A 24,627-nucleotide genomic window follows, 5' to 3' on the forward strand; every position below is an offset into this window, starting at 1 on the left:
TATGTATAAAGTTCATCTTTCGGCTCAAAATATAAGTGACATATATCAAAAGGAGGATGAGCGATGTCCGTTTTAGATAACTTCGAACAATGGAAGGACTTCCTTGGTGATCGCTTGCACCAAGCAGAAGATCAAGGTGTTGATCATGCGACGATTAATAACCTTGCCTATCAAGTGGGAGAACATTTAGCTACGAAAGTTGATGCTCACAATGACGAAGAAGCAATGTTAAGGGATCTTTGGAATGTTGCTTCTGAAGAAGAACGTAAATCAATTGCAAGTATGATGGTTAAACTTGTTCAAAACGAAGGTACTGACAGATAATACTTAGCTCCGTAAAGTGAACGAATCACTTTACGGAGTTTTTTACATTTGTATTAAATTTCATTATTTATCCTTTTAACCTTTTCATTAATATTAAAATAATTTATTATAGAAATAACATGTCTGTAAAATTTGGACATATATTTTAATTGGTACGAGAGGCTGATTGTGATGGATGAGCGTAAAGATTGGTATTTAGAATATGAAATTAAATATAATCGGCCTGGCCTATTAGGTGATATTTCTTCTTTATTAGGAATGTTATCTATTAACATTATTATGATTAATGGTGTAGAAGATCACCGACGAGGTATGTTGTTACTAAGTAAAGACGATCGCCAAATCGAGCGTTTAATAAGTATTTTAAATACTATGGATACAATTCGAGTAACGAAGATTAGACGTCCGAAATTACGTGATAAATTAGCTGTAATGCACGGTCGTTACATAAAAAGTGATTCAGACGACAAGAAGACGTTCCGATTCGTACGTGACGAGTTAGGTTTATTAGTCGATTTCATGGCTGAGCTTTATAAAAAAGAAGGCCACGTTTTAATTGGTATTAGAGGTATGCCAAGAGTCGGTAAAACCGAATCGATCGTTGCTGCCAGTGTTTGTGCTAATAAAAGATGGTTGTTTTTATCTAGCACATTATTGAAACAAACGGTTCGTAGTCAGCTAATTAAAGATGAATACGGAGCAGATAATTTGTTTATCATCGATGGTGTTGTCTCGATGAAGCGAGCTACAGAAAAACATTGGCAACTAATAAGAGAAGTCATGAGCATACCTGCAGTTAAAGTGGTTGAACATCCTGATGTCTTCGTTCAAAACTCTGAATATTCGTTAGATGACTTTGATTATTTTATCGAACTTCGCAATAGTGTAGATGAAGAAATTGAGTATGAGAAAATCCAAAGACCACAATTTGATGAACAAGATGGCTTTTCTATGTTTGACTTTTAAATGGATGGTGTTAATCAATGGAACTAGGGCAAAGACTGAAAGAAGCTAGAGAAGAAAAAGGAATCACAATTGAACAGCTAGCCGAATCTACTAAAATCCAAAAGCGCTACTTAACTGCAATTGAAGATCATCAATGGGATACAATTCCTGGTAACTTCTATGTTCGCGCTTTTGTTAGAGAGTATGCAGATGCTGTTGGTTTAAGTGGCGATGAGCTCATAACTGAATACGCTAATGAGCTACCTTCAGGAGACGATCGTACGTATGAATATATGACGCCGTCAAGAAAGAATAGTAAGGCTCAAAAAGCAAGTAACCAAATCTTCACCCTTCTTCCAAAATTATTAGTATTTTTATTAATTATTGGAATCGGGTTTGCCATATGGTATTCAATAGTTAATTATATTCAGCCTGCCATAACTGATGGCGAAAACGAACAACCATCTCAAGAAATCATTACTGCACCAGAAGATGATGATGATGATGATGAAAGTGATGAAAATGCAGAAAACGGTGATGAGGAATCATCAAATGAAGATGAAGAAGAATCAACTGAAGAAGAGGTCGAGGAAGTTAATCCTAGCTTAAACGTGCTTGATGTTAACCAAGACAGTACACCAAGAACGACATATGAGTTAGTTGATGCGGATTCTTTTGTAATTACATTAACCGTAAATGATGAAACTTACTTAGAAGTTGACTTAACAGAGGATGGGGAAGGGTCACAACCTTTTTCTGGAATGTTTAGAAATGACGACGATTCACCATTTGAAATTGATTCAGATGGAAATGAAGTTGAGCTAGAGATGAACATAGGACGTGCGAGTGGATTTGGTATTGAAGTGAGCGGCGTCGAGCTTGAGTATGAAGTCGATCCGAACGACAATGTCCATCAACGTATCATAATTTTATGGGAAAATGAGCATGAAGAAGACTAATCCTTTGCTTTTAATCGCAAAGGATTTCTTTTTCGGTTAAAATAAACTATAGATCTTGCAGTAAATAAAATTGGAGGACCGCAGTATGAATTTACCAAATAAAATTACTATTTCACGACTATTTTTAATTCCGGTTTTTATCATTTTACTAGTAGCACCATTAGATTGGGGCAGTTATGACATCGGTGCCTATGAGCAGCCTGTTGCACATCTACTAGCTGCTATTATTTTTATTGTCGCTTCTTTAACAGATTGGTTAGACGGATACTACGCTCGCAAATATAACCTAGTAACGAACCTTGGAAAGTTTTTAGATCCATTAGCAGATAAGTTGTTAGTTTCAGCAGCCTTGATTTGTCTAGTTGAACTAGGGATGGCACCAGCTTGGATCGTGATTATCATTATAAGTAGAGAGTTTGCCGTCACAGGATTACGTTTAGTTGCAGCTGGTGATGGAATCGTGTTAGCTGCAAGTCAAATGGGGAAATTAAAGACGACATTACAAATTGGTTCAGCTGCTTTTTTATTACTGCACCATTTTCCATTTTCTTATATCGGATTACCAATTGGAACTATCTTGCTATATCTAGCAGCATTAGTAACGGTTATATCAGGAGTTGACTACTTTAAGAAAAACTGGCATGTAATGAGGGATTCTAAGTAATGAATAGTAAATGTGAAATTATCTCAGTCGGTACAGAACTGTTATTAGGACAAATCGTTGATACAAATGCAAGTTGGTTATCTGAGAAACTGAATAACATCGGTTTGAATGTTTACTACCATCAAACAGTTGGGGATAACTTTAACCGTTTAGCTAGTGTGTTTGAACAAGCACAAAAAAGATCAAATATTATTATAGTTACAGGCGGATTAGGTCCAACAGAAGATGATCTAACACGTGAGGTTGCTGCCAGTTTATTTGAAACGGACTTAAAATTAGATGAACCTACGTTTCAAGAAGTTCAAAGTTATTATACTGAACGAAATTTAACGATGACTGAAAATAACCGTAAACAAGCACTGTATTTCAATGGTGGAGAAGTGTTTCATAATAAGGTCGGTATGGCTCCTGGATTACATTTTGAACATAAAGGTGTTCTATGGTTCTTTTTGCCTGGAGTTCCTAAAGAAATGAAATGGATTGCAACCGAAAAAGTAATTCCATTTCTTCACGATAAAGGGTTAACAGAAGGTAAGCTATTCCATCGCATCCTAACGTTTCAAGGTATAGGTGAGTCAGCATTAGAAACTGAGTTACTTGACTTAATACAAGGACAGACAAACCCTACGATTGCACCATTAGCAGGTAACGGCTACATTATGATTCGATTAACGGCTAAGGCAAATAAAGAAGCAGAAGCAGATAAATTATTAGACGATACTGAACAACTAGTCCATGAGCGGGTAGGAGACTACTTCTTCGGTTATGGAGATCAGTCGCTTGATCAACAGTTGGTTCACCTTCTATCTAAACATGAGATGACTCTTTCGGCTTGTGAGAGCATTACAGGAGGTCAGTTTGCTTCGACAATAGTCGCGAATAAAGGGGTTTCTCAACTATTCAAAGGGAGTATTATTTCATATACAGATGAAATGAAAGAAGAAATAGTAGGCATTCCCCATAACCTTTTACAAAAAGAAGGTGCTGTCAGCGAAGCATGTGCCAAGTTAATGGCAGACAATACGCAACGAATGGCGAATTCTAATTTATCAATAAGCTTCACCGGTGTCGCAGGTCCTGATGAAGTAAATGGTTATGAACCTGGAACAGTCTTTATTGCTATTAATTACAATGGAGAGACTAAATGTGAACATTACCACTTCTCTGGAGATCGCAATCAAATTAGAGATGAAGCAGTTCAAGCTGGACTTAAACAGTTAATCCATATGATAACTTCGTAAAAAACAGAACAAATATTCGCTTTTTTCTTGGCAAATGATCTAATTCATAGTATTATAGATATAGATGAACGAAAGGGGAATGTAATTATGAGCGATCGTAAACAAGCATTAGATATGGCACTAAAACAAATAGAGAAACAATTTGGTAAAGGCTCTATTATGAAGCTGGGAGAACAAGAAGGGCAAGCTATTTCAACTGTATCAACTGGTTCACTAGGCGTCGACGTAGCATTAGGTGTTGGCGGCTACCCGAGAGGAAGAATCGTTGAAATTTATGGTCCTGAATCTTCTGGTAAAACTACAGTTGCATTACATGCCATTGCGGAAGCACAAAAGCAAGGTGGTCAAGCTGCATTTATTGATGCTGAGCACGCCTTAGATCCTGTCTATGCTAAAAATTTAGGTGTTAATATAGATGAGCTGTTACTTTCACAGCCAGATACTGGTGAACAAGCTTTAGAGATTGCTGAGGCACTAGTACGTAGTGGCGCAGTAGATATTATTGTTGTTGACTCTGTAGCAGCATTAGTACCTAAAGCAGAAATCGAAGGTGAGATGGGAGATGCTCACGTTGGTTTGCAAGCTCGACTAATGTCACAAGCACTAAGAAAGTTGTCGGGTGCAATTAATAAATCGAATACAACTGCTGTATTCATTAACCAAATTCGTGAAAAAGTCGGTGTGATGTTCGGTAGCCCTGAAACAACTCCAGGTGGACGTGCGTTAAAGTTCTATTCTTCTGTACGCCTAGAAGTTCGTCGTGCAGAAACGTTAAAGCAAGGTAATGATATGGTTGGTAATAAAACACGTGTAAAAGTAGTGAAGAACAAGGTAGCACCACCATTCAAACAAGCTGAAGTGGACATTATGTACGGCGAAGGGATTTCTAAAGAAGGAGAAATATTAGACATCGGCTCTAACTTAGAAGTTGTACAAAAGAGTGGAGCATGGTTCTCTTACAATGGTGATAAATTAGGACAAGGTCGAGAGAATGCTAAGCAATTCTTAAAAGACAACCCAGATATTTATGAGCAAATTCATAATGAAATCCGAGCTCACTACAATATAGATGGCGAAGGATCAGAAGAACCGGAATCACAGGAAAAATTAGAGCTAGAATAGTTCTTTACAACACCTTTTCTCATACAAAATTGAGTAAAGGTGTTGTATTAATTTTCGTTAAAAATATTAAGCTGAAAGTATAACATTTTTTTAGACATATAGTTAAATAGTTTGACAATTCCTTGACATAAACGATAGACAAGCTTAAAATTAGTATGTATAATTTTCATTTTATACTTTGATGCTTATGATGAATGATTGTACATTACCGACCGAAATGAAAATGAAAGTTTGAAACAAATGAATAGCAAGAGGAGGTGAATGTATGGATAGTATGGCAATTTTAATCATCTCCATTTTGCTTGCTTTAGTTGTCGGTACTGTTGTTGGTTATCTGATTCGTCGTTCGATTGCGGAAGCTAAAATTTCTAGTGCTGAAGAATTTGCTCGTAAAATAGAAGAAGAAGGCAGAAGAAATGCAGAAGCTGCCAAGAAGGAAGCACTTTTAGAAGCTCAAGACGAAAGTCATCGTTTACGCCAAGAACAAGAAAAAGAATTACGAGAGCGTCGAAATGAAATTCAAAAGCAAGAGAATCGACTCATGCAAAAAGAAGAAACGCTTGATCGTAAAGGTGAAACGTTGGATAAACGTGAGCTAACATTAGAAAACAAAGAGGAGTCATTAAACGAAAAACAACAACAACTAAATAAAGCTGAAAGCAAAGTGGAAGAATTGTTATCGACACAACAAGCAGAGTTAGAAAGAATTTCTGGCTTAACTGAAGAACAAGCTAAGCAAGTTATTCTTGATCGTGTTGAAAAAGAGATGGCCCATGAAACAGCTATGATTATTAAACGTGAAGAGTCACGCGCTAAAGAAGAGGCTGATAAGAAGGCTAAAAACATCTTATCACTAGCTACTCAACGTTTAGCAGCTGAGCACGTCTCTGAAACGACAGTCTCTGTAGTTAACCTACCAAATGATGAGATGAAAGGAAGAATCATCGGTAGGGAAGGTCGTAATATCCGTACTCTTGAAACGTTAACTGGTATTGACCTAATTATTGATGACACACCTGAAGCTGTCATTCTTTCTGGTTTTGACCCAATTAGACGCGAAATTGCTCGCATTGCACTTGAAAACCTTGTACAGGATGGAAGAATTCACCCTGCACGAATTGAGGAAATGGTAGAGAAGTCTCGTCGTGAAGTTGATGAATACATCAGAGAAGTGGGTGAAGAAGCGACATTTGATATTGGCGCTCATGGCATCCACCCTGACTTAGTTAAAATCATTGGACGACTGAAGTACCGTACAAGTTATGGTCAAAACGTTCTAAAACACTCTCTAGAAGTCGCTTACTTGTCTGGACTATTAGCTGGAGAACTAGGAGAAGATGAGCAGTTGGCTAGAAGAGCTGGTTTATTACACGATATCGGTAAAGCTGTTGACCATGAAGTGGAAGGCAGTCACGTTGAGATCGGTAAAGAGCTAGGTCAAAAGTATAAAGAGAATGAAACGGTTGTTAATGCTATTGCTTCACACCACGGTGATGAAGAAGCAACTAGTGTCATCTCTGTAATCGTTGCCGCTGCTGATGCTCTATCAGCTGCTCGACCAGGAGCTCGTAGTGAATCACTAGAGAATTATATTAAACGTTTAGAAAAACTAGAAGAAATAGCAGACGCTTATGAAGGTGTTGAGAAGTCATTCGCAATTCAAGCTGGACGCGAAGTGAGAATTATGGTTCGTCCAGATGATATTGATGATTCAACAGCTGTTACATTAGCTCGCGATATTCGTCACAAAATTGAAGAAGGATTAGAATATCCGGGACATATTAAAGTAACAGTGATTCGTGAAACACGTGCAGTTGAATATGCTAAGTAATAAAAGACGGCGATTAGCCGTCTTTTATTTTGACTAGACTTATTAAATATGTAACGATAAATTATAAAAGAAAATAATAGTAAGCAAAGCTTAATAGACAGTTAATATCAAAAAAGATTATAGTTTTAGAAAGGATCTAGTTATGAATATTCTATTTATTGGCGATATTGTAGGTAAGCCTGGACGCACAGCACTACAAAACCAACTACCAAACTTAAAAAGACAATATCAAGCTGACTTGACCATTGTGAACGGTGAGAATGCTGCGCACGGTAAAGGTATAACGAAAAATATCTATCAGCAGATCCTTGATTGGGGAGCAGATATCGTCACGTTAGGTAACCATGCTTGGGATAAACGGGAGATTTTCGACTTCATTGACGATGCTCACCAACTTGTTAGACCAGGAAATTATCCAGAAGGAACACCAGGTACAGGCCTTCAATTTTATAAAGTTGGCTCAAAAAAGGTTGCTGTTATAAATATTCAAGGCCGTACGTTTATGAACCCTATAGATGACCCTTTTACTGTCGTCGATCATTTAATAGAGAAAGCAAAGAATGAAACGAATGTTATATTTGTAGACTTTCATGCTGAAGCAACAAGTGAAAAACAAGCAATGGGGTGGTACCTTGACGGTAAAGCGTCGGTGGTTGTAGGAACACACACACATATTCAAACTTCAGATGAGCGAATTTTACCTAATAAAACAGCTTATATTACAGATGTCGGAATGACGGGTCCTTACAACAGCATTTTAGGAGTAGAAAAAGAAGCTGTCATTCGTAAGTTTAAAACAGGCTTGCCGGTACGCTTTGACATTCCTGAAACTGATCAAACGGTCTTAAGTGGTGTCGTTGCAAAAGTCGACCCGAAAACAGGTGAGGGTAAAAACATTAAAAGAATATTGATCAATGATGACCATCTCAACTTCGAATAGACAAATTATTTGAATTTTTCCGATAATTAGTTCATAATAAAAGGAATAGGTCGTAGAAATGCTGAATAGATTAATTATGAAATCACTATAGTAATTGAAGGAGGAACTAGGGATGGAAATACTCAAAGTATCATCGAAATCAAATCCAAATTCAGTGGCAGGTGCATTAGCGAACGTATTAAGAGAGCGTGGCACTGCTGAAATTCAAGCCATTGGTGCAGGTGCACTGAACCAAGCTGTTAAGGCTGTAGCCATAGCCAGAGGGTTTGTTGCTCCTAGTGGTGTTGACTTGATTTGTATTCCAGCATTTACAGATATTACGATCGATCAAGAAGAGCGTACGGCAATCAAGCTAATTGTTGAGCCGAGATAACAACAGAAGAGTTGAAGTACAAAGCTAGCATTAGCTTTGTACTTTTTTTGTGTTCAAAATATTTATGGAAATCATTCTCATCATTTTTTTCTGTCAATTTCATTGCCTATTCTTTAATTGTTAGTAAAATGGAAATATGCGAGCCTAAATTTTATATATTGGGAGAGGGGGATCGTTATGGTGATAGATATGCACTGTGACGCTTTATTAAAACTATGGGAAGATCGTTCAAAGACTTTTGACGATGATGACTTACATATTTCATATTCTAAGTGGGTGGAAAGCCCTGTGAAAGTCCAATGTTTTGCAATATTTGTACCTCCAGAAATAAATGAAGATTATTTTAATGCTGCTTTAGAAATGGTTGATCTTTTTCACGAGAAGGTTGTGAAGCCTTATGACAATATTAAGTGGGTACAAAGTAAAGAAGATATAGAAACTTTGAAACCACACGAAAAAGGCGCGATGTTAACTTTAGAAGGTTGTCACGTAGTAGGTGAAGATCTACACAAATTACGTACATTATTAAGATTAGGTATTAAAGCAGTTGGTCTGACGTGGAATAATACAAATGCGGTATCTGGAACTTGTGTAGAGGAGCCTGAAAAAGGTTTAACAGCGTTCGGAAAAGAAGTTGTCCAAGTATTAAATGAGTATAAAGTATATACCGACTGTTCTCATTTATCTCCAGCTGGTATTGATGATGTATTAAAGTATGCAGACTATCCAATGTTTTCACATTCAAATGCAAAATCAATCTATGCTCATGACCGTAACGTTTCTGATGAACACCTAAAACAGTTCTTTAATAAGAAAGCACCAGTAGGGTTAACATTTGTTCCGTATTTTACTGCAGAAGGTGATGAAGTAACGATTGATGATTTAGTTAAACATTTAGATCATTTATATGAGCTTGGTGGTCAAGACTCGATTGCTTTCGGTTCTGATTTTGACGGAATAAGTAAAACGATTAAAAAGCTAGAACACATCGGTGACTACGACAATTTAATTCAAAAAGTATCAGAAAGCTATTCTTCAGAAGATGTTCATAAGTTTTCTTATGACAATTTCGTTAGACATTTAGATTAATAAACTAACTAACCCAAAAGTTTGTCTTTATTATGACAACTTTTGGGTTTTAATTTGGATTTTTGATATGATTATTGTTAAAATCACGTTGAGCAATTATACTGATAAGAGGTATGCGTATGTTGTATATAGGATACTTAATGAAAGGAGCCTTGTCATGAATGAGAAGCAAAGAAAAGAACAGAGCCAAATAAAGCAGAGTAATCCAGCGGACATAAAATCCGACCAGGATAATCTCAATCGTTTAAAAGATAAAACATCAGATGATTTTATTAAATATTTTGAAGCTACTTATGAACCGCCAAACTTACGTAAAGCCCAAAAGCGTGGTAAGCAAGATGTTAAGTACCATGATAATTTTGAGATCGACGAACAGTTTAAAGGACTAGGTACTGGTCGTAAATATTTAATTCGCACTTATGGTTGCCAAATGAACGAGCATGATACTGAAGTTATGTCAGGAATTTTAGAAGAGATGGGGTATGAAGCCACTACCAATCAAAAAGAGGCTGATATTATCCTTCTTAATACTTGTGCAATCCGCGAGAACGCTGAAAACAAAGTGTTTGGTGAGATTGGCCACTTAAAACCATTAAAGGTTGAAAACCCTGATTTAATTATTGGTGTATGCGGCTGTATGTCACAAGAAGAATCAGTTGTTAATCGAATTTTAGAGAAGCACCATCAAGTAGATTTAATATTCGGTACGCACAATATTCACCGTTTACCACAACTTGTCGAAAACGCTCACTTAAGTAAGGAGCGTGTTGTTGAAGTTTGGTCTAAAGAAGGTGACGTAATTGAAAACCTTCCAAAACGTCGTCAAGGTAACATTAAAGCATGGGTCAACATTATGTACGGTTGCGATAAGTTCTGTACTTACTGTATCGTTCCATATACGCGCGGTAAGGAACGTAGCCGTCGCCCTGAAGATATTATCCAAGAAGTACGCCATTTAGCTGCACAGGGCTACAAAGAAGTGACTCTATTAGGTCAAAATGTTAACGCATATGGTAAAGACTTCGATGATATCGAATTTGGTTTAGGTGACTTAATGGATGAAATTCGTAAAATTGATATTCCAAGAGTACGCTTTACAACATCACACCCTAGAGATTTCGATGATCGTTTAATTGAAGTTCTAGCCAAAGGTGGCAACTTAATGCCATACATCCATTTACCAGTACAATCAGGTAACTCTAATGTTCTGAAGTTAATGGGGCGTAAATACACGCGCGAGCAATATTTAGAATTGGTTGGTAAAATTAAAGAAGCCATTCCTAATGCTTCGTTCACAACAGACATCATTGTTGGTTTTCCTAACGAAACTGAGGAGCAATTTGAAGATACGCTTTCACTTTACGATGAAGTTGGATTTGAAGGTGCTTATACTTTCATTTTCTCTCCAAGAGATGGTACGCCAGCAGCAAAGTTTAATGATAAAATCTCAATGGATGAGAAGAAAGAACGTCTTCAACGTCTAAATAAGAAAGTAAATACTTTATCTGCTGAAGCGATGAAAAAGTATGAAGGTGAAACAGTTAAAGTATTAGTAGAAGGCGAGAGTAAAAACAATCCTGATGTATTAGCTGGTTATACTGAGCACAGTAAACTTGTTAACTTTACAGGACCAAGAACGGCAATCGGACAAATCGTAGAAGTAAAAATTACAGAAGCTAAGACTTGGACGCTTGATGGCGTCATGGTTGAAGAGTCAGTTGAGGTGAGTTAATATGACAAAATATACAAGACAAGAAGTCATCAAAGAAGCAAATGAGCTAGCTTACAAATTAGCTAACATCGAAGAAATCGAACGCTTTAAACAATTAGAAGTGAAAATCAACAATAACAACAAGATTCAAAGCCACATTAAGAAGATTAAAGCGTTACAAAAGCAAGCTGTTAATTTACAGCATTATGACAAACATGAAGCTCAAAAACGCGTAGAAGAAGAATTAGATCGTTTACAAAATGAATTAGATGAAATTCCAATCGTTCAAGAATTTAAGGAATCTCAAGTTGTTGTAAATGATATTCTACAACGTGTTACAAAAACAATTGCTGATGAAGTGACTAATGAAATCATTAGAGCAACTGGCGGCAATGTTTTAAAAGGTGAAACAGGTAAAGAGTTAAAATACTAACTTGTGAATTAATCATCATAACTAATCCTTGGTTTCGAACTTAAATGTTCAAAGCCAGGGATTTTTAATTTTATTCAACCGTTATTTCCTCTAGTCATATGAACGTTTTAATGGGCATGAGCATATGAATGAGTATACATCTATTAAGCTATAGATTTTAGATTCACAATATATGCCTAATAACCATATTATAAATTGGCTAATTAAAGAGGAGGAAAGTTAATATGGCGGGTCGAGATTATCGTGAGATTATTACGAAAGCAGTTTGTGGTAAAGGTAAGAAATTTACCGAAACCTCTCATACCGTTTCACCTAACTATAAACCAACGAGCATTCTAGGTTGCTGGATCATTAACCATCAGTACCAAGCAAGAAAGAAAGGGCATGTTGTAGAAGTTTCTGGAGCATATGACATTAATGTATGGTATTCGTATTCTGATAATACGAAAACAGAAGTCATTACAGAACGAAAGCAGTATGTCGATAAAGTACCAATTGCGATGAAAGACAACAAGTGCTTAACGAACAACTTCGATGTCGTTGCAAGAGCAACTCAACAACCTAATACGCTTGAGTGCACAATTGATGAAGAAAACAAAAATGTTAAAGTTGAGCTTGAGCGTGAATTCGTTGTCGATCTAATTGGCGAAACTAAAGTTTGGGCAAAAGTTGAGCCAGATGGTTTTGATGAAGATGATGTAGATTTAGATGAACTAGAATCAGAGTTAGCTGAAATCGAAATCGACAGAGACTAACTTTATAAAACCATACAGCTAATATGGCTGTATGGTTTTATTAATTCATTCGACAAACTATGCTATAATGGCGATTAGAGATTATCTATTGGGGGATACATAACATGGGCAATTATACGCCAATGATCAAGCAATATTTAAAAATAAAATCTGAAAATGAAGACGCATTTCTATTTTTTCGTTTAGGTGACTTTTACGAACTGTTTTTTGATGATGCATTGAAAGCAGCGAAAGAATTAGAGATTACTCTAACCCAAAGGGACGGCGGCAAAGAAGAAAAGATTCCAATGTGTGGAGTACCTTACCATTCAGCTGAAAATTATATTAGTACTTTAATTAATAAAGGGTATAAAGTAGCTATATGTGAACAAGTAGAAGACCCTCAAGCTTCTAAAGGTGTCGTTAAGCGTGAAGTGGTACAAGTTGTTACACCTGGTACCATTATGGAAGATAACATGTTAGCAGAAGATGAAAACAATTTCATTACATCGATTGCTCAGCATGAAGGCAATTATATTATTTCTTATACTGACTTATCTACTGGAGAATGTTTCGTTAGCAAAATCACTAGCTTCAAAGATGTACTAAGTGAATTGTACAACCGTCCGGTGAAAGAAGTCGTTGTATCTTCTGATTTTCCAGAAGAACATAAACAATCTCTACAAGCCTACTTAAATGTGACCATCTCTTTCCAAGATGATTGTGACATACCAGAAGACTTTAATTACTTGATTGATCAACTAAATGAGTCAGTGCTTTCAGAAGCATTCGGTCGTTTATTTCAATATATTTATCATTCGCAAAAACGATTCCTTACGCACTTACAACGAGTTGAATATGTACCAGTCGAACAATTTATGAAGCTGGATCTATATTCCAAAAGAAACCTAGAACTAATGGAATCGATTCGCGACAAAAGTCAAAAAGGAACTTTACTCTCGGTATTAGACCAAACTTCCACTGCTATGGGTGCTCGTCGACTAAAAAAATGGTTAGACAGACCGCTACTATCAAAAGAAGCGATCGAAAGACGTCACGAACAAGTGCAAACGTTAATCGACTATTTCTTTGAACGAGGGGAACTACGCGAACATTTAAAAAATGTTTATGACTTAGAACGGCTAGCAGGACGTGTATCTTACGGAAATGTTAATGCGAGGGATTTAATCCAACTTAAAAAATCTTTAAGCGCAGTCCCTCATTTGAAAGATATATTAAACCAGTTTGATTCACAACTGATTACGCAACTATTAGGTGATATTCATGTTTACCGTGACATGCACGACTTATTAGAAAAAAGTATTCACAATGAACCACCAATTTCGATTACAGAAGGTGACATTATTAAAGATGGATACGACGGTAAGTTAGACGAATACCGTGAAGCTTCTCGTAATGGTAAAGCGTGGGTAGCACAACTTGAAGCGACCGAACGTGAGAAAACGGGAATTAGATCGCTAAAAGTTGGTTTTAATAAAGTATTTGGCTATTATATTGAGGTTACGAAAGCTAATCTTTCACAAGTCGATACAGAAAGATATGAACGTAAGCAAACACTTGCTAATGCTGAACGATTTATCACGCCTGAATTAAAAGAAAAAGAGCGGTTAATTTTAGAAGCTAAAGATAAAAGTGTAGCGTTGGAATATGAATTATTCGTTCAAATTCGTGAACAGATGAAACAGTATATTCCGCTTCTCCAAAAATTAGCTGAACAAATAAGTGAAATCGATGTACTCGTCAGCTTTGCTAACGTAAGTGAACAATTCAATTATGTGAAACCATCATTGAATGAAGAACATTCACTAAGAATCCATGAAGGAAGACACCCTGTAGTTGAACAAGTGATGCAAGAAGAATTTGTTCCAAACAGCTTTGAAATGGATGATGACACAAGCATTTTACTTATTACAGGTCCTAACATGGCAGGTAAAAGTACTTACATGCGACAACTCGGCTTAATGGCGATTATGGCACAAATCGGGTGTTTCGTCCCTGCAACGTATGCTAATATACCAGTTTTTGATCAGATCTTCACACGGATCGGTGCAGCTGATGACTTAGTGTCAGGACAGAGTACCTTTATGGTTGAAATGCTTGAAGCTCAACACGCGGTTAGCCATGCAACTGAAAATAGTCTTATTTTATTCGATGAAATTGGACGTGGGACGAGTACTTATGATGGAATGGCATTAGCTCAATCAATCGTTGAACACTTACACGACCAAGTAGGAGCTAAAACTTTATTTGCCACACATTATCATGAGTTAACATCTCTAGATGAATCGCTTGTGAATCTAGAAAATGTCCATGTAGAAGTCGATGAACAAGAAGGGGAAGTTGTCTTTTTACACACGATTAAACCAGGTAAAGCTGATAAAAGCTATGGTGTTCACGTTGCTAAATTAGCAGACTTACCAGATGAGATTATAGATCGTGCCAATTATTTACTTCAAACATTTGAAAGTACACAATCAATTAAAGACGAATTTGTAAAAGAGCAACAACTTACGCTATTTGAAGAACAAACAGAGGCACCACCAGCAACGAAAGAAGTTGAGGTAGCTAAAGAGTTACGTGAAACTAATCTGATGAACTTAACACCAATGGATGCGATGAATAAGCTTTACGAACTTCAAAAGAAATTAAGTTAAAAGGAGGTGCTGTATGGGCAAAATAATCGAATTACCCGAATCACTTTCAAACAAAATTGCAGCTGGTGAAGTCGTAGAACGTCCAGCTTCTGTTATTAAAGAGTTAATTGAAAATAGTATTGATGCCAAAAGTTCATGGATTAAAATTGAACTTCAAGAAGCAGGCTTGCGTTCTATTAAAGTAATTGATAATGGTGTTGGGATCCAATCTGAAGATGCCCCAAAAGCGTTTGGCCGTCATGCAACGAGTAAAATAACAAACGAGCAAGACTTATTCCGTGTTAGTACATTAGGGTTCCGAGGAGAAGCATTAGCGAGTATAGCTTCAGTTAGTCAATTGACTTTAAGAACTTCTACAGGTGAGAGTGCAGGGACTGAAATTGTCGTTCACGGAGGTGCGTTAGTAGAGCATAATAAGCACACGAAACGTAAAGGGACTGAAATTACGGTTGAAAACTTGTTCTATAATACACCAGCACGGTTGAAATATTTAAAAACCGTACACACCGAGTTAGGCCATTTAACGGATGTTATTAACCGCATGGCTTTATCACACCCTGATATTCGATTTGAATGTGAGCATAACGGTAAAAGGATCTTTTTCACACCAGGTAACGGTCAGTTACTCCATGCAGTCCAACAAATATATGGGAAAAACATTGCGAAAAATATGCTAGAAGTTAACGCTAGCTCACTTGATTATAATGTCCAAGGTTACATTGCTAAACCAGAAGTCACGCGTTCTAACCGCAACTATATTTCATTAATTGTAAATGGACGTTTCGTTAAAAACCCAATGATAAATAAAGCGATATTGGATGGTTATCATACGTTTTTACCGATCGGGAGATACCCTGTTGTTGTATTAAAGATTGATATGGATCCGTATTTAGTCGATGTGAACGTTCACCCAGCGAAAACTGAAGTAAGGTTTAGTAAAGAAAAAGAGTTATTTGATGTAATCAAACAAGCAGTCTATGATGTTTTGCATGGACAACGCTTAATCCCTTCTGGTGTAAAGAAGGAAAAGCTTAAGTCTGAACAAACGTCACTAGACTTCTCGGTAAAGCGAGACGCTAACCCTACCTCTGAACCAATTCACAGTACTTTTTCGAATACAACACCATTAAATTCAACGAATATCGTACGTGAAAATGAGACCGGTGTAGCTGAGGAACCAAACCTAGATCATAACAATATTAATACAGCTGAAACTAGTAAGCCTAATGAACCAACAGAAGTGCAAATGGAACCTGCTTATATTGAACGAAACGAAAAGAAAATCCCGTTTTTAAACCCAATCGGTCAACTTCACGGTACTTATATATTAGCTCAAGATGATAGTGGTCTATATATGGTAGACCAGCATGCCGCGCAAGAGCGTATTAAGTATGAATTTTTCAAACAGAAACTCGGTAATCCAATTAAAGAAGTTCAAGAGCTTTCAATTCCACTTACATTTGAATTTACTCAACAAGAAGTGATTCGAATTGAAGAAAATCGGGAAGAACTTGAAAAAGTAGGTTTATTTCTAGAGCCTTTTGGCGATAATAGTTTTTTAGTTCGTTCTTACCCGAGTTGGTTTCCAAACGGTGAAGAAGAAGCGATCATTCGAGATATGATCGATGATTTAGCACATGAACAATCTATTGATTTAGAAAAGGTAAGAGAAGAAGCGGCAATTCTAATGTCTTGTAAACGTTCAATTAAAGCCAATCATTACTTAAGCCATGAAGAGATGTCTTATTTAATAGAAGAATTAAGAACTTGTCAGGACCCTTTTACTTGTCCACACGGCAGACCAATCGTTATTCATTTTAGTGAATATGAATTGCAGCGTATGTTTAAACGAATTATGTAAAGCGAGGAGACCATTTTGAAACCTGTTTTAGTTAGTGTCATAGGCCCTACAGCAGTTGGGAAAACGAAACTAGGAATAGAAATTAGTAAAAGGTTTAATGGAGAAGTGATTAACGGTGACTCGATGCAAGTCTACCAACAGTTCAATATAGGTTCTGCAAAAGTAACTGACGAAGAAGCTGAAGGTATTCCACATCACCTCATTGACCTATTATCACCAGAAAATGAATATTCAGCTGCTAGGTTTAAAGAAGATTTACAAGTAACAGTCGATGAAATTACAGAAAGAAGTAAGCTTCCAGTTTTAGTAGGAGGGACAGGTTTTTATATACAATCAGCACTTTATAATTTTAACTTTTCATCCGTTGAACGAGATGAAGAATACGTTGAAAAAGCAACTGAAGATATTAAGCAAAATGGTGTTGTACCTTACTACAATAAATTAAAAGAAGTGGACCCTGTACAAGCTAACAAAATACACCCAAACAATATTAGAAGAGTCGTTCGTGCTTTAGAAGTCTTTGATAGAACCGGAAAGCCAATGTCACAGTATGAAGCGGAACAAACTTATGATTCACCTTATAACGCAATGATCATAGGCCTCGATATGGAGCGAGAGACGTTATACGAACGAATCAATCAACGTGTTGATGAGATGATTGAGGAAGGGTTAATTGTAGAAGTTCGTAATCTTTATCAAACGTACGGAAGTGACATACAACCGATGCAAGGTATTGGCTATAAAGAGTGGGTTCCATATTTAAAAGGTGAAAGAGGTTTTGATGAAACGGTTGAACTAGTTAAACAGAATACACGCAAGTTTGCAAAGAGACAATTAACTTATTATCGAAATAAATTAGATCGTGTACATTGGTATACAATCGACCCAGAACATTATGCAGAAACTTTTGAGACAATTTTCGAAGATTTAGCAGGATTTTTGAAAGAGTTAGAAGAATAAATACATTATTAGATAGATAGAGGAGGATTTGTATGGCGAATTCAACAAATGTACAAGATGCTTATTTAAACAAATTGCGAAAAGAGAAGGTTCAACTAACGGTATTTCTGACGAACGGGTTCCAATTAAGGGGGATTATTAAATCATTTGATAATTTCACGATCTTAATTGAAACAGAAGGTCGCCAGCAATTGATTTTTAAGCATGCAATTTCCACGTTTGCACCGGTTAAAAATATCGATTTGGATTAATATTAATCTTAAATACCTTAAAGAAAAGCCTGTCACCTTAACAAGGTGGTAGGCTTATTTACGTGAGTATTCAAGTTGACTTACATCCAGTTTTAGTCAACAATAACACTAACTATAGGTTACAAACAATAAAGGAGCCCTTTCATGAAAGAAGAAACAATCGAAAACGCTATATTAATTGGATGCCATACTGCAGATCAAGATGACCAAACATTTGAATCATCAATTGAAGAGCTTGAGTCATTAGCGTTTACAGTTGATGCTAATGTGTTAGAGATTTTTGTTCAAAACCGTGACAAAGTTCATTCATCTTTATATATCGGAACAGGTAAAGTAGAAGAGATTAAAGCGTATATTGATGAGCATGATGTAGATATTGCGATTATTAATAACGAGCTATCACCATCACAATCAAGGAACTTAGAAGAGAAATTAGAAATAAAAATTTTAGACCGCACTCAACTAATTCTTGATATTTTTGCTATGCGTGCGAGAACGAAAGAAGGTAAGCTTCAAGTTGAGTTGGCACAATTGCAATACTTATTGCCAAGACTACACGGCCAAGGTACAGCTTTATCTCGACTAGGTGGCGGTATTGGTACACGAGGTCCGGGTGAAACGAAATTAGAGACAGACCAACGCCACATCAGAAGGCGTATTACTGAAATCAAGCGTTCACTTGACCAAGTTGCTAAACAGCGTAATCAGTATCGTGAAAGACGTAAGAAAAACGCTGCGTTTCAAATTTCAATCGTCGGTTATACGAACGCGGGTAAGTCTACGATCTTTAATTATTTAAGTGATACACAATCGTTAGCTGAAGATAAGTTATTTGCAACATTAGATCCAATGACTCGAAAGATCACACTACCTAGTGGTTTTCAGCCGTTAATTTCCGATACTGTTGGTTTTATTCAAGAATTGCCGACAACGTTAATTGCAGCCTTTCGTTCGACATTAGAAGAGGTCGTTGAAGCGGATTTTATTTTGCACGTCGTTGATGCTTCAAATGAACAATCGGTAGAACAAGAGAAGACAGTTTATAAAATATTAGACGAATTAGGTGCTGGTGATATCCCGATGCTAACCGTTTATAATAAATCGGATCTACTTGCAGATGACTTTATTCCTTACTCAACACCACACACTTTAATGAGCGCGATCAGAAATGAAGACTACACTAAATTACAACTCGCAATTGAAAAAGCATTAAAGTCAGAGTGGGAGCCTTATGACATTAAGCTTGAAAGTAGTGAAGGGAAATTAATTAATAAACTTAAACGAGAAACAATTTTAGAAGAAGAAGAATTTACTGAGGAAGATGAGACTTATTTAGTTAAAGGGTTTGTCTCAGAACATTCTCCTTTATATTTAAGCATTACAAAAAGGTGAGGGGTCAACATGCAGCAACAGCAATGGAATATGATACATGAAACAGAAGAACAACTCGATGAACGTTTTAAACAAATTAGAGATCTCGTTACAACTAACCAAAATAAAGTACTAAAAGCTTTCCAAAGCCAGAATATTAGTGATGTCCATTTTAGCCCAACGACAGGTTATGGATATGACGATTTAGGAAGAGAAAAGCTCGAATCATTGTATGCAGAAGTTTTTAATGGTGAAGATGCGTTAGTTCGCCCACAAATTGTATCAGGCACTCACGCAATTTCAACAGCATTATTCGGTTTACTTAGACCTAATGATCAACTGTTAAGTATTACTGGCTCTCCATATGACACGTTAGAAAGTGTGATTGGCTTTAAACAGTCTGTTGACGGTTCTTTGATTGATTTTGGTATTCAATATGATGAAGCTCCTTTAAATTCTGAAGGTGCTATTCAATATGACGAAATCAAAAAAAGAATTAATGAGCATACGAAAGTCGTTGCGATTCAACGTTCAAAAGGGTATGCCGACCGCCCATCTTTTACTGTTAGTGAAATTAAAGAAATGATTCAGTTTGTAAGATCGGTTAAAGACGACGTTATTGTTTTTGTTGATAATTGTTATGGTGAATTTGTAGAAACAATCGAACCTACTGATGTAGGTGCAGACATTATTGCAGGTTCATTAATAAAGAATCCAGGAGCAGGGATCGTTAGAACAGGTGGCTATATTGTAGGAAAAGAGCGTTTAATCGAACAATGTGCTAACCGTCTAACGGCACCAGGATTAGGTAAAGAAACTGGAGCCACATTGAACAGCTTGCAAGAAATGTTTCAAGGCTTATTTTTAGCACCTCATACAGTTGGAGAAGCTTTAAAAGGTTCTTACTTTACTGCAACATTATTATGTAAACTAGGGTTTGTTACAACACCTAGCCCAGAACAAGATCGAACGGACTTAATTCAATCGATCACATTTTCTACAAAAGAAGAAATGGTTCAATTTGCACAAGTCATTCAACAACAATCGCCAATCAATGCCTATGTAACACCACAACCGAGTTATATGCCTGGTTATGATCACGATGTTATTATGGCCGCTGGAACGTTTGTCCAAGGAGCAAGCTTAGAACTAACAGCGGATGGTCCAATCCGTGAACCTTACACATTATATGTACAAGGTGGGTTAACATACGAACACGTTAAAATTGCGATCGTTGAAGCGTTAAAAAGTTTAAATGTTAGTTTTTAAGGGAATTTGTAAACTCTTTAACTGTTGAATAGTTAAGGAGTTTATTTTTTATGTTAACTTTCCTAACATCTCTTGACACTTATAATTACATAGAATATAATGAATAACATATTGGAGGTGTTGGTTATGGTTAATCAAGATCGAAAAGCTTTACCTTTATTCCCAATGAGCGTTGTTTCAGAGCTTACTGACTTATCCGCTCGACAAGTTCGTTACTATGAGGAAAAAGGTTTAGTCATGCCCGTTCGATCAAAAGGGAACAGACGTTTATTTTCCTTTTATGATGTTGATCGGTTATTAGAAATTAAAGAGTTAATTGACCAAGGTGTTAATTTAGCCGGCATCAAACAAGTATTAAAAGTTAAAACTGAACATCAAGAGCAAATTCCACATAAAGAAGAAGTGCCTGAGGCGAAAGAAGAGCTATCTGAAAAAGAGCTTCACAAAATGCTTCGTCGCGAAATTATGGAATCAGGTTACATGAACAAATCGTCCATCGTTAAAGGGGAGCTTTCTAGGTTCTACCATTAATGATAAAAAAATTTAGGAGGAATTTATTGTGGCAAAGTTTACAAAAGAAGAGGTTTACAAACGTATTGAAGAAGAAAACGTTAGGTTCATCCGACTACAGTTTACTGATTTACTAGGAACGATCAAGAACGTAGAGATCCCACTTAGCCAGTTAGACAAAGCATTAGACAACCAAATGATGTTTGACGGTTCTTCAATCGAAGGGTTTGTACGTATCGAAGAGTCAGATATGTTACTTCACCCAGATTTAGATTCATTTGTTGTTTTCCCATGGACTTCAGAAAAAGGTAAAGTCGCACGTTTTATTTGTGACATTTACAATCCAGATGGGACACCATTTGAAGGTTGCCCTCGTTACAACTTGAAGCGCAACATAGAACGTATGGAGAAGCTAGGATTCACTGACTTCAACATTGGTACCGAGCCAGAGTTCTTCTTATTCAAGTTAGACGAACGTGGCGAACCAACGATGGAATTAAACGACAAAGGTGGCTATTTTGACCTAGCTCCAACAGACCTAGGTGAGAATTGCCGTCGCGATATTGTATTAGAGCTAGAAGAAATGGGCTTTGAAATTGAAGCATCTCACCACGAAGTAGCACCTGGTCAGCACGAAATCGATTTTAAATATTCAGACGCTGTTAAACACTGTGATGATATTCAAACGTTCAAACTAGTCGTCAAAACGATCGCTCGTAAACACGGTTTACACGCTACATTTATGCCAAAACCATTATTCGGTGTGAACGGTTCTGGTATGCACGCGAATATGTCTCTATTCTCTAATGGTGTTAACGCGTTCTTTGACGAAAATGCTGACGAACAGTTAAGCGAAGTCGCTCACCAATTTACAGCAGGAATTATTAAGCACGCTGTTAACTTTACAGCTGTTACAAACCCAACTGTAAACTCATATAAGCGTTTAGTACCTGGTTACGAAGCACCATGTTACGTTGCATGGTCTGGTCAAAACCGTAGCCCACTAGTACGCGTTCCATCTTCTAGAGGATTAAGCACACGTATTGAAGTACGTAGTGTTGACCCTGCAGCAAACCCTTACATGGCAATGTCGGTTATGCTCGCAGCTGGCCTAGACGGTGTAGAAAACAAATTAACAGCACCAGAACCAGTTGATCGTAACATCTATGTGATGGATAAAGAAGAACGTGAAGCAAACGGCGTTCAAGACTTACCAGCAACACTATACGATGCGTTACAACACCTTAAGCAAGATGAAGTCATTAAAGGTGCTTTAGGTGAACACCTGCTAGAACATTTCTTAGAAGCAAAAGAAATTGAATGGGATATGTTCCGTACACAAGTACACCCATGGGAGCGCGAGCAGTACTTGTCGTCTTACTAATAAAATAACACCTCTAACCCTAATAGCTAATCAAGCTATTAGGGTTTTTCTTTCCCTTTAAACCCTACCAACTTTTAACACCTTGTTATTTTTCTTCATTTCGTGATATAATACGAACAAACGTTCTAATTCGATGAAAGGATTGAATAATATGAACCAACTATTTCAAAAGTCATTACAAGACCGACGTAAGCTTGAGATAGTTTATATGGATTCAGAAAACAACATAACACAACGCACTGTACGAATTGTAAAAATAGACGATGATCGAATCCTTGCTTTTTGTTATTCGAAAAAGAAAGTTAGGTCATTTAAAAAGGAAAACATTTTAGCCATTCACCCAGTTCGGTTAAATCAGTATGAAATGGAGGCTTAAACTATGCATCACGATCGCGGAAGTATCAAATGGGCGTCACTCATGTTGCCTGAACACGTAGAAGCACTACAACAAATTTGGCAAGAGAGTGAACATGAACAACCACCAATCATTGATGAACAACAACTAGAAGAGCATCTATTTTATTTATCACAAGCTTACGAAGAACAATTAGAAGTAAGAGTCATTTACTTTAAACATTCACGATACGACGAAATAATCGGAAGAGTGATGGATTGGAGTCGTGAACAGCAAGCCGTTCGACTGCAAACCAAACACGATAAACGAGATTGGATCAAACTAAAACACATTAAACAAGTGACATTGTAAAGGAATGAATTAACATGGATTACACTCCTTACCCAAGGCATGATGTACTATGCATTGATATGCGCTCTTTTTATGCCAGTGTTGAGTGTATGAAAAGAGGACTTGATCCACAAAAAGCGTTGCTGGCTGTTGTCGGCGACCCTAATCGAAGTGGAAGTATCGTCTTAGCTGCATCACCGGCTTTAAAGAAAAAACACGGCATCAGCAATGTCAGTCGTTACTTTGAACTGCCTCAAGATTCAAATTTAATAATTGCTAATGCTCATATGGGTGATTACCTTAACATCTCACTTGAAATTACGAAATTAATGACTCGTTTTGTACCGAAAGAAGCAATCCATATCTACTCTGTCGATGAATTATGGCTAACAGTAGACGGTTTAAGAAGACTTTATGGATCAGTTGAAGAAATCGCACAAAGAGTTCAGGCCAGCATTCGTGAACAGTTCGGCATTGAGTCAGTTATTGGCATAGGTGATAATAAATTTTTAGCTAAAGTTGTCATGGATATCCACGCAAAAAAAGCGCCTAACGGTATTAGTGAGTGCCGGTATGAACATGTTAGTGATTCGTTGTGGCCTATATCTGTTGAAAAAGTGTGGGGGATCGGATCACGTATGAAACATCATTTAAACCGAATGGGAATCGTCACTCTAGGAGATTTAGCTCAATGTTCAAAAGCCCATTTAAAAAAGCGGTTTGGTGTGATCGGTGAGCAGCTGTATTGGCATGCATGGGGAATCGACTTAAGTCCAGTGACCGGTAATTTTACCAAAACAGAGCAGAAAGGTTATGGGCATGGTGTTACACTATTGCGTGATTATACGAAAGATGAAATTAATGCATGTTTATTAGATTTGTGCGAAGAGGCTTGTCGAAGAGCGAGAAGAGATGAAAAGGAAGGTAGGACGATTCATCTTGCAATTGGCTATTCGAGTGAACACGGCAAAGGGTTTAGCCGCTCAACTTCAATTGACACTGCAACAAATGACACGTGGGAAATGTACCAAGTGTGCTTGCAGTTGTTCGAGCAATTTTATAAAGAAGGAAGCCACATACGTAAAGCATCCGTTACATTAACGAATTTAACCGATGAAGTCGGAACACAACTTAGCTTGTTTGAACAACGTGACCGTCAAAAACAACTTGATTACGCTGTCGATCAAGTGCGAGAACGATTTGGTTCTACCGCCATTTTAAGAGCTAGTAGCTACACATCAGGTGGTATTGCAATTGATCGTGGTAAGAAAATAGGTGGACATTATGAATAAAAA

At 37.0% G+C, this 24,627-nt stretch carries 24 protein-coding genes; all 24 read left to right on the forward strand.

Going from position 1 to position 24,627, the window contains the following annotated elements; all coding sequences use genetic code 11:
• Positions 1 to 63 precede the first annotated feature (63 nt).
• The 24 genes from AHA02nite_RS03770 to AHA02nite_RS03885 all read left to right on the forward strand — a co-directional run bounded on the left by AHA02nite_RS03770 (position 64) and on the right by AHA02nite_RS03885 (position 24,624).
• Positions 64 to 324, forward strand: a complete 261-nt coding sequence (locus AHA02nite_RS03770) for a DUF3243 domain-containing protein (RefSeq protein ID WP_146814534.1) — start codon at positions 64 to 66, stop codon at positions 322 to 324.
• A gap of 171 nt (positions 325 to 495) precedes the next feature.
• Positions 496 to 1,290: a YmfK family protein gene (locus AHA02nite_RS03775; protein ID WP_146814536.1), complete on the forward strand. Its 795-nt coding sequence runs from the start codon at positions 496 to 498 to the stop codon at positions 1,288 to 1,290.
• Between the two features lie 17 nt (positions 1,291 to 1,307).
• On the forward strand, positions 1,308 to 2,228 hold the full coding sequence (locus AHA02nite_RS03780; RefSeq protein ID WP_146814538.1) for a helix-turn-helix domain-containing protein: 921 nt from the start codon (positions 1,308 to 1,310) through the stop codon (positions 2,226 to 2,228).
• Positions 2,229 to 2,313: 85 nt separating this feature from the next.
• Positions 2,314 to 2,892, forward strand: coding sequence for a CDP-diacylglycerol--glycerol-3-phosphate 3-phosphatidyltransferase (pgsA, locus tag AHA02nite_RS03785; protein WP_146814540.1), 579 nt, complete (start codon positions 2,314 to 2,316; stop codon positions 2,890 to 2,892).
• Positions 2,892 to 4,133, forward strand: coding sequence for a competence/damage-inducible protein A (locus AHA02nite_RS03790; RefSeq protein ID WP_146814541.1), 1,242 nt, complete (start codon positions 2,892 to 2,894; stop codon positions 4,131 to 4,133). The genes pgsA and AHA02nite_RS03790 overlap by 1 nt, the downstream gene beginning before the upstream one ends.
• A gap of 87 nt (positions 4,134 to 4,220) precedes the next feature.
• A complete protein-coding gene (gene recA, locus AHA02nite_RS03795) occupies positions 4,221 to 5,255 on the forward strand; it encodes a recombinase RecA (RefSeq protein ID WP_146814543.1) in 1,035 nt (344 codons plus the stop codon).
• A gap of 265 nt (positions 5,256 to 5,520) precedes the next feature.
• Positions 5,521 to 7,086 (forward strand): ribonuclease Y, encoded by a 1,566-nt coding sequence (gene rny, locus AHA02nite_RS03800; RefSeq protein WP_146814545.1) that lies wholly within the window; start codon positions 5,521 to 5,523, stop codon positions 7,084 to 7,086.
• A 142-nt stretch (positions 7,087 to 7,228) separates the two neighbouring features.
• Entirely contained in the window at positions 7,229 to 8,026 is a 798-nt protein-coding gene (locus AHA02nite_RS03805) for a TIGR00282 family metallophosphoesterase (protein ID WP_146814547.1), read from the forward strand.
• 112 nt (positions 8,027 to 8,138) lie between these two features.
• Positions 8,139 to 8,399, forward strand: coding sequence for a stage V sporulation protein S (locus tag AHA02nite_RS03810; protein ID WP_146814549.1), 261 nt, complete (start codon positions 8,139 to 8,141; stop codon positions 8,397 to 8,399).
• Between the two features lie 177 nt (positions 8,400 to 8,576).
• Positions 8,577 to 9,488: a dipeptidase gene (locus AHA02nite_RS03815; RefSeq protein WP_146814551.1), complete on the forward strand. Its 912-nt coding sequence runs from the start codon at positions 8,577 to 8,579 to the stop codon at positions 9,486 to 9,488.
• A gap of 157 nt (positions 9,489 to 9,645) precedes the next feature.
• Entirely contained in the window at positions 9,646 to 11,220 is a 1,575-nt protein-coding gene (miaB, locus tag AHA02nite_RS03820; protein ID WP_146814552.1) for a tRNA (N6-isopentenyl adenosine(37)-C2)-methylthiotransferase MiaB, read from the forward strand.
• A gap of 1 nt (position 11,221) precedes the next feature.
• On the forward strand, positions 11,222 to 11,632 hold the full coding sequence (locus AHA02nite_RS03825; RefSeq protein ID WP_146814554.1) for a RicAFT regulatory complex protein RicA family protein: 411 nt from the start codon (positions 11,222 to 11,224) through the stop codon (positions 11,630 to 11,632).
• Positions 11,633 to 11,856: 224 nt separating this feature from the next.
• On the forward strand, positions 11,857 to 12,387 hold the full coding sequence (gene cotE / locus AHA02nite_RS03830; RefSeq protein WP_146814556.1) for an outer spore coat protein CotE: 531 nt from the start codon (positions 11,857 to 11,859) through the stop codon (positions 12,385 to 12,387).
• 104 nt (positions 12,388 to 12,491) lie between these two features.
• Positions 12,492 to 15,041 carry a DNA mismatch repair protein MutS gene (gene mutS / locus AHA02nite_RS03835; protein ID WP_146814558.1) on the forward strand — a complete coding sequence of 850 codons (2,550 nt, stop codon included), beginning with the start codon at positions 12,492 to 12,494 and terminating at the stop codon, positions 15,039 to 15,041.
• A gap of 13 nt (positions 15,042 to 15,054) precedes the next feature.
• Positions 15,055 to 16,902: a DNA mismatch repair endonuclease MutL gene (mutL, locus tag AHA02nite_RS03840; RefSeq protein WP_146814560.1), complete on the forward strand. Its 1,848-nt coding sequence runs from the start codon at positions 15,055 to 15,057 to the stop codon at positions 16,900 to 16,902.
• A gap of 15 nt (positions 16,903 to 16,917) precedes the next feature.
• Positions 16,918 to 17,862 carry a tRNA (adenosine(37)-N6)-dimethylallyltransferase MiaA gene (gene miaA / locus AHA02nite_RS03845; RefSeq protein ID WP_146814561.1) on the forward strand — a complete coding sequence of 315 codons (945 nt, stop codon included), beginning with the start codon at positions 16,918 to 16,920 and terminating at the stop codon, positions 17,860 to 17,862.
• Between the two features lie 32 nt (positions 17,863 to 17,894).
• Positions 17,895 to 18,113, forward strand: a complete 219-nt coding sequence (gene hfq / locus AHA02nite_RS03850) for an RNA chaperone Hfq (RefSeq protein WP_017187055.1) — start codon at positions 17,895 to 17,897, stop codon at positions 18,111 to 18,113.
• 144 nt (positions 18,114 to 18,257) lie between these two features.
• Complete coding sequence (gene hflX, locus AHA02nite_RS03855; protein WP_146814563.1) at positions 18,258 to 19,505, forward strand: GTPase HflX; 1,248 nt, start codon at positions 18,258 to 18,260, stop codon at positions 19,503 to 19,505.
• A 9-nt stretch (positions 19,506 to 19,514) separates the two neighbouring features.
• Positions 19,515 to 20,753: a methionine gamma-lyase family protein gene (locus tag AHA02nite_RS03860; RefSeq protein WP_146814565.1), complete on the forward strand. Its 1,239-nt coding sequence runs from the start codon at positions 19,515 to 19,517 to the stop codon at positions 20,751 to 20,753.
• A gap of 126 nt (positions 20,754 to 20,879) precedes the next feature.
• On the forward strand, positions 20,880 to 21,284 hold the full coding sequence (locus AHA02nite_RS03865) for a MerR family transcriptional regulator (protein ID WP_146814567.1): 405 nt from the start codon (positions 20,880 to 20,882) through the stop codon (positions 21,282 to 21,284).
• A 25-nt stretch (positions 21,285 to 21,309) separates the two neighbouring features.
• Positions 21,310 to 22,647, forward strand: a complete 1,338-nt coding sequence (gene glnA, locus AHA02nite_RS03870) for a type I glutamate--ammonia ligase (RefSeq protein WP_146814568.1) — start codon at positions 21,310 to 21,312, stop codon at positions 22,645 to 22,647.
• Positions 22,648 to 22,798: 151 nt separating this feature from the next.
• Positions 22,799 to 23,023: a WYL domain-containing protein gene (locus tag AHA02nite_RS03875; RefSeq protein WP_146814570.1), complete on the forward strand. Its 225-nt coding sequence runs from the start codon at positions 22,799 to 22,801 to the stop codon at positions 23,021 to 23,023.
• Between the two features lie 3 nt (positions 23,024 to 23,026).
• Entirely contained in the window at positions 23,027 to 23,353 is a 327-nt protein-coding gene (locus AHA02nite_RS03880; protein ID WP_146814572.1) for a YolD-like family protein, read from the forward strand.
• Between the two features lie 14 nt (positions 23,354 to 23,367).
• On the forward strand, positions 23,368 to 24,624 hold the full coding sequence (locus tag AHA02nite_RS03885) for a DNA polymerase IV (RefSeq protein ID WP_146814574.1): 1,257 nt from the start codon (positions 23,368 to 23,370) through the stop codon (positions 24,622 to 24,624).
• Positions 24,625 to 24,627: the final 3 nt, after the last annotated feature.

Source organism: Alkalibacillus haloalkaliphilus, from assembly GCF_007991275.1.
GTDB classification, from domain to species: domain Bacteria; phylum Bacillota; class Bacilli; order Bacillales; family Alkalibacillaceae; genus Alkalibacillus; species Alkalibacillus haloalkaliphilus.

Excerpts from the sequence above, each read along its gene's own strand:
- AHA02nite_RS03770 (WP_146814534.1), top strand. The coding sequence starts at position 64 with ATGTCCGTTTTAGATAACTTCGAACAATGGAAGGACTTCCTTGGTGAT.
- AHA02nite_RS03775 (WP_146814536.1), top strand. The coding sequence starts at position 496 with ATGGATGAGCGTAAAGATTGGTATTTAGAATATGAAATTAAATATAAT.
- AHA02nite_RS03780 (WP_146814538.1), top strand. The coding sequence starts at position 1,308 with ATGGAACTAGGGCAAAGACTGAAAGAAGCTAGAGAAGAAAAAGGAATC.
- pgsA (WP_146814540.1), top strand. The coding sequence starts at position 2,314 with ATGAATTTACCAAATAAAATTACTATTTCACGACTATTTTTAATTCCG.
- AHA02nite_RS03790 (WP_146814541.1), top strand. The coding sequence starts at position 2,892 with ATGAATAGTAAATGTGAAATTATCTCAGTCGGTACAGAACTGTTATTA.
- recA (WP_146814543.1), top strand. The coding sequence starts at position 4,221 with ATGAGCGATCGTAAACAAGCATTAGATATGGCACTAAAACAAATAGAG.
- rny (WP_146814545.1), top strand. The coding sequence starts at position 5,521 with ATGGATAGTATGGCAATTTTAATCATCTCCATTTTGCTTGCTTTAGTT.
- AHA02nite_RS03805 (WP_146814547.1), top strand. The coding sequence starts at position 7,229 with ATGAATATTCTATTTATTGGCGATATTGTAGGTAAGCCTGGACGCACA.
- AHA02nite_RS03810 (WP_146814549.1), top strand. The coding sequence starts at position 8,139 with ATGGAAATACTCAAAGTATCATCGAAATCAAATCCAAATTCAGTGGCA.
- AHA02nite_RS03815 (WP_146814551.1), top strand. The coding sequence starts at position 8,577 with ATGGTGATAGATATGCACTGTGACGCTTTATTAAAACTATGGGAAGAT.
- miaB (WP_146814552.1), top strand. The coding sequence starts at position 9,646 with ATGAATGAGAAGCAAAGAAAAGAACAGAGCCAAATAAAGCAGAGTAAT.
- AHA02nite_RS03825 (WP_146814554.1), top strand. The coding sequence starts at position 11,222 with ATGACAAAATATACAAGACAAGAAGTCATCAAAGAAGCAAATGAGCTA.
- cotE (WP_146814556.1), top strand. The coding sequence starts at position 11,857 with ATGGCGGGTCGAGATTATCGTGAGATTATTACGAAAGCAGTTTGTGGT.
- mutS (WP_146814558.1), top strand. The coding sequence starts at position 12,492 with ATGGGCAATTATACGCCAATGATCAAGCAATATTTAAAAATAAAATCT.
- mutL (WP_146814560.1), top strand. The coding sequence starts at position 15,055 with ATGGGCAAAATAATCGAATTACCCGAATCACTTTCAAACAAAATTGCA.
- hfq (WP_017187055.1), top strand. The coding sequence starts at position 17,895 with ATGGCGAATTCAACAAATGTACAAGATGCTTATTTAAACAAATTGCGA.
- hflX (WP_146814563.1), top strand. The coding sequence starts at position 18,258 with ATGAAAGAAGAAACAATCGAAAACGCTATATTAATTGGATGCCATACT.
- AHA02nite_RS03860 (WP_146814565.1), top strand. The coding sequence starts at position 19,515 with ATGCAGCAACAGCAATGGAATATGATACATGAAACAGAAGAACAACTC.
- AHA02nite_RS03865 (WP_146814567.1), top strand. The coding sequence starts at position 20,880 with ATGGTTAATCAAGATCGAAAAGCTTTACCTTTATTCCCAATGAGCGTT.
- AHA02nite_RS03875 (WP_146814570.1), top strand. The coding sequence starts at position 22,799 with ATGAACCAACTATTTCAAAAGTCATTACAAGACCGACGTAAGCTTGAG.
- AHA02nite_RS03880 (WP_146814572.1), top strand. The coding sequence starts at position 23,027 with ATGCATCACGATCGCGGAAGTATCAAATGGGCGTCACTCATGTTGCCT.
- AHA02nite_RS03885 (WP_146814574.1), top strand. The coding sequence starts at position 23,368 with ATGGATTACACTCCTTACCCAAGGCATGATGTACTATGCATTGATATG.